This is a genomic window from Deltaproteobacteria bacterium HGW-Deltaproteobacteria-4, assembly GCA_002841765.1.
GTDB lineage: Bacteria > Desulfobacterota > Desulfuromonadia > Desulfuromonadales > UBA2197 > UBA2197.
In genome coordinates this window covers 162,427-168,465 of the sequence record PHAV01000005.1, presented here as the reverse complement: position 1 = coordinate 168,465, position 6,039 = coordinate 162,427, and the positions used below count along the sequence as shown (strand labels likewise).

The following is a 6,039-nucleotide window of genomic DNA, read 5'->3' as shown; positions in this document are numbered from 1 at the left end:
GGAAATCGGCACTCAATCAGTTTACGATCATCTTCGGCGACAGGATGCCGACTTATTAACCGACAAACCCATTTACACAAAATCCTTTACAGGCCCACCCCCGGCGACACCTTAGTTCTTGAACAGGAACTAAACACGTCCCTGGAGGTAAGAGAAATAATGAATCACATCAAGTCCACTCTGCTTCTCTCCCTTCTTACTGTACTTATCATCCTCATGGGCAGCGCTGCCGGCGGCAAAGCCGGTATCATCTTCGCCTTCTTCATGGTCCTCGCCATGAGCTTCTTCTCCTTCTGGTTTTCCGGAAAATCATACTCAAGATGTACTGCGCCCGAGACATCAACCGCAACGGCCGCAGAGACCCCTATTCCGTTCAAATATCAGCATGAAAATTAACGTCTTTACACCGAAAGGATAACGAACATCATGGCCATTCTTCTTTCAAGCGATTTTCCCGATCTTAAACTGGCCGCGCGCGGCAAGGTCCGCGACATTTATGACCTTGGTGAAACCCTGCTGATCGTCACAACCGACCGCATCTCCGCCTTTGACGTGATCATGGGCGAGGGCATCCCCGACAAGGGCTATGTTTTGACGCAAATCTCCGCATTCTGGTTCCGCCAGATGGAAGAGATCATCCCTAACCACATCATTTCCACCGATGTGAAGGATTTTCCGGCCGAGTGCCGCAAATACGCCCATATTCTGGAAGGGCGCTCGATGCTGGTCAGAAAGGCTAAGCCTCTGCCGGTTGAGTGTATCGTCAGAGGCTATATCTCGGGATCCGGCTGGAAGGACTATCAAAAGAGCGGCGCCATCTGCGGCCTCCCCTTGCCGCAAGGACTGCTGGAATCGGCCAAACTGGCGGAACCTATTTTCACTCCATCCACAAAGGCTGAGCTTGGAGAGCATGACGAGAACATCTCTTTTGACCGCTGCGTGGAGTTGGTTGGGCGGGAAATGGCCGAAAAGATCCGGGATGTCACCATCGCCATCTACAAGCGGGCCCGTGACATCGCCGCCACCAAGGGGATCATCATCGCTGACACCAAGTTCGAGTACGGCATCCATAACGGCGAACTGATCATTATTGATGAATGCATGACCCCGGATTCCTCACGCTTCTGGCCAAGTGACAGCTACCGGCCTGGCGGAGCGCAGCCGAGTTTTGACAAGCAGTTCCTGCGGGATTACCTGGAAACTCTCGACTGGGGCAAAACCGCCCCGCCACCGCCACTGCCGGATGAGATTGTCCGGAAAACCGGCGAAAAATATATGGAGGCATTGGTTCGGCTTACCGGGACGGGGAAGTGAATTCAGCCGAATCGTTTGGAGCCGGGGATTCCGGGATGGCGGCCCGTGGAGGGCCGTCAGGGATCGCATTCAGCGGGCGACAAGCCTGAACAGTGTTTAGAGACCGCTAAAAAAAGGAGAACGTAATGAAAAAACCTTTGGTTGGCATCCTGATGGGAAGTGACAGCGATCTGCCGGTGATGCGCAAAGCGGCAGAAGTGTTGAAGGAAATGGGAGTCCCCTGCGAGATGGATATCTGTTCGGCACACCGTCTGCCGGATAAGACCGCTGAATACTCCAGCTCCGCCAGGGCGCGCGGCATCGAAGTGCTGATTGCCGGAGCTGGCATGGCCGCCCATCTGGCGGGAGTGGTTGCTTCCAAAACGACCCTGCCGGTTATCGGTGTGCCGCTGGCCTCCGGCGCTATCGGCGGAGTGGATGCCCTCTATTCAACTGTCCAGATGCCGCCGGGCATTCCAGTGGCGACGGTGGCGGTGGATGGGGCCAGGAACGCCGCTTATCTCGCCTGCTCAATCCTCTCTATCAAGCATCCGGAAATTGCACAACGATTGGAAACCTTCCGACAGGAAACCCGGGAGAACTTACTGGCCAAATCAGCGTCATTGCAACAGCAACTCGGAGAAGGAAAATGAAGGATATAGATCACTTTATTGCCGGCTTCAAGAGGTTTCAGCAACATTATTTCGATCAGGACGAGCAGAGGTTCGCTCCGCTTCAACACGGGCAGAATCCGAAGGTGCTGGTCATCGGTTGCAGCGATTCGCGGGTCGATCCGGCCATACTCACCGGCTGCGCTCCGGGTGAACTCTTCGTGGTGCGCAATGTGGCCAATCTTGTTCCCCCGTGCGAGAACGACAACCATCATCACGGGGTCAGCGCTGCCCTGGAATATGCGGTCTGCCACCTGGAGGTCGAGCGTATCATCGTCCTCGGTCACTCCGGGTGTGGCGGTATCGGCGCTCTCATGCATGGCATTTCAAACGGCCGGTCGGCAGAGTTTATCGGCCCCTGGGTGCAGATTGCCGAACGGGCCAAGACACAAGTGCTCAAGGAACTTCCGGGCAAGGAACCGGCGAAGCAAAGCAGGGCCTGCGAGCAGGCGGCCATTCTGGTCTCGCTGGAAAACCTGCTCACCTTCCCGTGGATCAGTGAACGCGTTGAGGCGGGAAATCTCCATTTGCATGGGTGGTATTTTGATATCAGCATCGGGCAGCTTTACAGCTATAGCCCCGGGGTTGGTAGCTTTGAAGCCATTGGATAGCGATACGCCGATCGTGGCGAAGGGCTTCCGTGTCCGGCGGCTCCCACCTCGAATGCATTGACATCGAGATCGAAGCACCGGCTGAATCAGTGAGCATCAGCAGCTACTGGTATCAGGATTTCGTTGCGACGCATGAACCACGGCATAAAGGGAGCGTTGTAGCGGGCCCAGACCGCTTCTCCGATAACGGTAAAACGGTTATCGTTGATCCATTCTTCCAGTTTTTCTTTGTGGCGCAGATACTTCCCCTCACTCCAGAAACCGGAATATCGAACAGCGGCCACCCGACGGGCAGGAATCTGCCGTAGTTTGATATTTGGATCATCGGGAACCGGCAGTGTTTCCATGGTGTATGAGGCGGGCATCATGAAACTGACGGCCCATTTTCCCTCGGCCCTCTGCTGACTGACCGGAGCAGTCATGGATATTTTTTCTCCCTTCGGTTCCTGCGAAACAGGAGCCGTCATAGCAATCTTGTCACGTGATCTGTTTTCACCGGAGATGTAGCGAAACAGCGGCCTGAAGGCTTTGTTTCCGGCACCTTCCAGGTCTCCGTCAACAATGATTTCAGCCAGAACCTGGGGTGCATACTCGCGCAGCTCAAAAATATCGTCCGTTTTTATAACCGTGTACGGGGCTTCCTCTGTTGCCATGGCATTGGTCACTCCTATGAGCATGAATAACGTGATGGCCATAAGGCGTCTCAAACCACGACTGATAACCGCATCCGGCATTAATCTGCTTTTCCCATCTTCGATCAGCAGACTCAGTGCACCCAGGGTTTGCGAACGTCCTCCGGTACAGCCGATCATCCCCAACAAACCGACAGCCATAACAAGTTTTCTCTCTGTGGCGGTATCCACGATTATTTCCTCCTCAACTTTGTTGAAATACCTGCACGGGACAGGTGTGGGATTTTCTTCCCTAATCTTTTTGACAGTCCTTCGTGTCCGATGGTGAAGTTGCGCTACATCAAGAGACTGTTTGCCTGTTCCCACTGGCATTCAGGCGAATGGTCACTTGTGTTCCAGTAGTTTCATCACTGACAAGCTGCAGATCGCCGGCATGCGCCCGGACGATGGACTGCACCAGGCTCAGTCCCAGTCCCGTACCCGGCGACGAACGACTACGATCGGCTCGGTAAAAACGTTCACAGACATGGGACAAATCGACAGAACTGATTCCCATGCCATTGTCCGTCACGGAAACCACCACCCGTTCCTCATCCTGCCTGGCATCCAGGAGCACCCGCCCCCCCATCGGTGTGAACTTGAGGGCGTTGTCCAGGAGATTGGCAAAAGCGCGCTGCAAACGCCTGCGATCACCCTCTACGATTAAAGGCTGAGCGGTGATTTTCAACGCTACATGAATCTCTTTGTCTTCGGCAACCACTGAGTACAATTCAACGACATCCCGGACAATTTCCGCCACATCAACGGGCTGTAAAACCAAGGGCTTGACCCCGGCATCAGTCTCGGCAATTTCAAGCATAGTATTGATGACCCCGACCAGGCTGTCGCATTCTTCGACAACAGCCCCCGCAAGTCCGCGATAGTCTTCCAGCGTCTCTTCTCCGGTGAGGCTTGTTTCCGCCAGTCCACGCATCCGCGTGACAGGACTGCGCAGATCATGCGCGATATTATTGGTCACATCCTGAAGCTCTTGAATCAATGTTTTGATTTTTTTCTGCATATGGTTGACCGAGGAGATCAAGCTGTTGATCTCCTCGGCTCGATCCTGAAAAGTGATTTCCCCGGTCAGATCGCCGCAACTGATCCGATCGGCAGCCTCCCGCACTTTTTGCACCCCGGTCAACGCTCCCCTGGCAACAAAAAAACCGATGGTCACGCCCAGCAGGAGCACGGCGCTAAAAGTCGTAGCGAACGTCCGGCGAAAGTGCTCCATCAGTATTTCGTTTTCTGACAAAAAAGTGCCCATCTGAAAAGTATAACTATCGCCGAGTGGCCGGCTATAGATCCTCACTGAATTTGCATAGGCAGGGTCCGACAGGGTCTCAAACCAGCCGTCCTTAGCTTGTCGCGAGAGATCAAAATCGTCCGGTAAAACCGGCCAGGCCTTCAAATCAGTTGAGGAAATACTATTATGTTCAACATCGAAGACGCGGATGAATATTTCTCCAACATCCTCACCCTCACTTTCCAGTTGGACTTGTTGCTTCAATACGGACAATCCGCCAACCTTGAGTATATTAGCAAATTCTTCTGCTTCTTCCCTAAGTTCCAGGTCAACCATGCCCAGCAAACGAGCTTCAAGGCTCTTGCTGACCACAACAAAAACAATCAGCGACAACAGACAGAAGAGCAGCGCATAAAGCAGCGTCAGCCGGGCAGCCAAAGTCCGGAACATGAGCTATCTCCTCTCCAGGACATAGCCGGCCCCGCGCACGGTATGGATCAACTTGTTCGCCTGCGGCAGATCGATCTTCTCGCGCAAGCGACAGATGCGGGATTCAACCACGTTGCTTTCGGGATCGAAACTATAGTCCCAGACGTGCTCCATAATCATGGTTTTGGAGACAACCCGCTCATGATTGCGCATCAGGTATTCCAGCAGTGAAAATTCCCGGTACTGCAACTCGATCGCTATCCCGCCGCGCTGAACTTTGCGTTTCGCTAAATCCAGTGTCAGGTCATCGACACTCAAGACCGTTGGTTCTTCCTGAGCCTGACTGCGGCGCAGCAGCGTTTGCACCCTGACCAGCAGTTCAGTAAAGGCAAAGGGCTTGACCAGATAGTCATCCCCGCCGGTCTGTAAGCCGAGGATCCGTTCATCAACGGATTTTTTTGCGCTCAGTACAATGATCGGCGTATTGATATGCTGTTTACGCAGGCGCTCAATCAGTGCCAAACCATCCAGGCGCGGCAACATGATATCGACGATGGCGGCATCGTAAGCAACTTCCTGAGCCATAAAAAGCCCCTCCAGGCCATCAGCGGCACGATCGACAGCAAACCCGGCCTGAGTAAATCCCCGCCTGACAAACTGGGCTGTACGATCATCATCCTCAACCAGCAGTATTCGCATTGTCACCTTTCCCGGATCAAAAAAGTCTGCAGCAAAGGCCAAGTGGCCGTCCCCCAAACATAGACGGTTAAAAGCAAACTGATCAGTACGGCTGCTGAACCCATATCTTTAGCCCGCCCGGACAGCTCGTGGTGTTCAGAACCAATCCGGTCGACCACAGCCTCGATGGCGGAATTGAGCAGCTCAACGACCAACACCAACAGCAGAGTGGCGATCATCAGCATCCGTTCTAGGGGGGCAACCCTCAGCCAACAGGCCAGTGGAATGAGAACGACGGCCAACAACAGCTCCTGGCGAAAAGCCGCTTCCTGACGATAAGCCGCAGATAGTCCTGCCAGAGAGTAACCTCCAGCCAGAAAGATACGCTTCAACCCGGTATTTTTCTTCATCTCAAGCCCCTGACTATTCCTCTGAAATTG

At 53.8% G+C, this 6,039-nt stretch carries 7 protein-coding genes and 1 pseudogene; 4 read left to right on the top strand and 4 right to left on the bottom strand.

All coding sequences use genetic code 11. The features are described 5' to 3' along the window. Positions 1–159: 159 nt before the first annotated feature. The 4 genes and pseudogenes from CVU69_04930 to CVU69_04915 all read left to right on the top strand — a co-directional run bounded on the left by CVU69_04930 (position 160) and on the right by CVU69_04915 (position 2,575). Positions 160–341 (top strand): annotated as a pseudogene (locus CVU69_04930) (protease HtpX). 82 nt (positions 342–423) lie between these two features. Beyond that, positions 424–1,314 carry a phosphoribosylaminoimidazolesuccinocarboxamide synthase gene (locus tag CVU69_04925; protein ID PKN13043.1) on the top strand — a complete coding sequence of 297 codons (891 nt, stop codon included), beginning with the start codon at positions 424–426 and terminating at the stop codon, positions 1,312–1,314. A 125-nt stretch (positions 1,315–1,439) separates the two neighbouring features. Continuing rightward, positions 1,440–1,946, top strand: coding sequence for a 5-(carboxyamino)imidazole ribonucleotide mutase (purE, locus tag CVU69_04920; GenBank protein ID PKN13042.1), 507 nt, complete (start codon positions 1,440–1,442; stop codon positions 1,944–1,946). Beyond that, the gene (locus CVU69_04915; GenBank protein PKN13041.1) at positions 1,943–2,575 is read left to right on the top strand and encodes a carbonic anhydrase; all 633 of its coding nucleotides are present in this window, start codon (positions 1,943–1,945) and stop codon (positions 2,573–2,575) included. Before purE ends, CVU69_04915 begins: the two co-directional genes overlap by 4 nt. 86 nt (positions 2,576–2,661) lie before the next feature. Here CVU69_04915 and CVU69_04910 read toward each other — a convergent pair whose 3' ends face one another. From CVU69_04910 to CVU69_04895, 4 genes are all read right to left on the bottom strand, one after another. Further along, complete coding sequence (locus tag CVU69_04910) at positions 2,662–3,228, bottom strand: heme-binding protein (GenBank protein PKN13052.1); 567 nt, start codon at positions 3,226–3,228, stop codon at positions 2,662–2,664. 319 nt (positions 3,229–3,547) lie between these two features. Then, complete coding sequence (locus CVU69_04905; protein PKN13040.1) at positions 3,548–4,942, bottom strand: hypothetical protein; 1,395 nt, start codon at positions 4,940–4,942, stop codon at positions 3,548–3,550. Positions 4,943–4,945: 3 nt separating this feature from the next. Then, a complete protein-coding gene (locus CVU69_04900) occupies positions 4,946–5,620 on the bottom strand; it encodes a DNA-binding response regulator (protein ID PKN13039.1) in 675 nt (224 codons plus the stop codon). 2 nt (positions 5,621–5,622) lie between these two features. Next, positions 5,623–6,009 (bottom strand): diacylglycerol kinase, encoded by a 387-nt coding sequence (locus CVU69_04895; protein ID PKN13038.1) that lies wholly within the window; start codon positions 6,007–6,009, stop codon positions 5,623–5,625. Between the last annotated feature and the right edge of the window lie 30 nt (positions 6,010–6,039).